The following is a 1,235-nucleotide window of genomic DNA, read 5'->3' as shown; positions in this document are numbered from 1 at the left end:
TGTAGTGGTCTAATGAACCCGGACACTGATTTAGGCGAGAATGCTCGCCATGAAGAGGTGTCTAATGACCAAGCGACGTCGTACGTTTTCCCCGGAGTTCAAACAGCAAGCCGCGTGTCTGGTGCTCGACCAGGGCTATAGCCATATGGAGGCGAGTCGCTCGGTCGGCGTCGGCGAGACGGTACTGCGCCGCTGGGTGCACCAGCTTCAAATGGAGCGTCAGGGTGTCACGCCGCAGGGCAAGGCAATCACGCCGGATCAGCAACGCATTCAGGAACTCGAGGCGCGTATCGAACGCCTCGAGCGTGAGAAGGCCATTTTAAAAAAGGCTACCGCGCTCTTGATGTCGGAAGGCATAGAACGTACGAAGTAATTGATCAGATCTGCGCAGGCGAATCAGTCGAACTGATGTGCGCGGTATTCGACGTATCGCGGTCCTGTCTGTATGCGTACCGGGAGCGTGCCCAGCGCGTAGATGCCGAGCGTATGGCGTTGCGCCACCGGGTGCACGAACTGTTCGTCGAGAGTCGAAGCTCTGCTGGCAGCCGCAGCATCATGGGCATGATGCGCGAGGAAGGCACGGCGATTGGCCGCTTCAAGGTAAGTCGCTTGATGGAAGAGCTGGGGTTGATCTGCAAGCAGCCCGGCAGCCATGCGTACAAGCAAGCTACGGTCGAGCGGATCGATATTCCGAACCATCTCAACCGTCAGTTCGAGGTTGATGCGCCGAATCAGGTCTGGTGTGGCGACATCACGTATGTCTGGGCGCAAGGCCGTTGGCATTACCTGGCCGCCGTACTTGATTTGTTCACGCGCCGAGTCGTCGGCTGGGCGTTCTCGACACGCCCGGATGCCGATCTGGTCGTGCAGGCGCTGGACATGGCCTATGAGCAGCGTGGTCGGCCACAAGGGTTGCTATTCCACTCGGATCAGGGCGGTCAGTATGCGAGTCGGAAATTCCGTCAGCGCCTGTGGCGCTATCGGATACAGCAGAGCATGAGCCGTCGCGGAAACTGTTGGGACAATTCTCCGATGGAGAGGCTGTTCCGCAGCTTCAAGACAGAATGGCTGCCGTCAGTGGGTTACATATCGGCGCAGGAAGCACACCGGGATATCAGCCACTACCTGATGCATCGGTACAACTGGATACGGCCGCATCAGTTCAATGACGGACTGGCGCCGGCTGTTGCGGAAGAAAAACTTAACGCAGTGTCCGGGGTTGGTTGACCACTACA

Annotated in this window: 1 protein-coding gene; it reads left to right on the top strand. The window is 58.2% G+C overall.

Annotated features, from left to right (window positions below; all coding sequences use genetic code 11):
- Positions 1-64 precede the first annotated feature (64 nt).
- A protein-coding gene (locus GQ56_RS0138900) for an IS3 family transposase (RefSeq protein ID WP_152602019.1) occupies positions 65-1,227 on the top strand; the annotation gives its coding sequence in 2 pieces (ribosomal slippage) (positions 65-320 and positions 320-1,227; 1,164 coding nt in all).
- Positions 1,228-1,235: the final 8 nt, after the last annotated feature.

This window comes from Burkholderia paludis (genome assembly GCF_000732615.1).
Classification (GTDB): Bacteria; Pseudomonadota; Gammaproteobacteria; order Burkholderiales; family Burkholderiaceae; genus Burkholderia; species Burkholderia paludis.
Note: the sequence above shows the minus strand (reverse complement) of the source record. Positions and strands in the feature narration are given on the sequence as shown.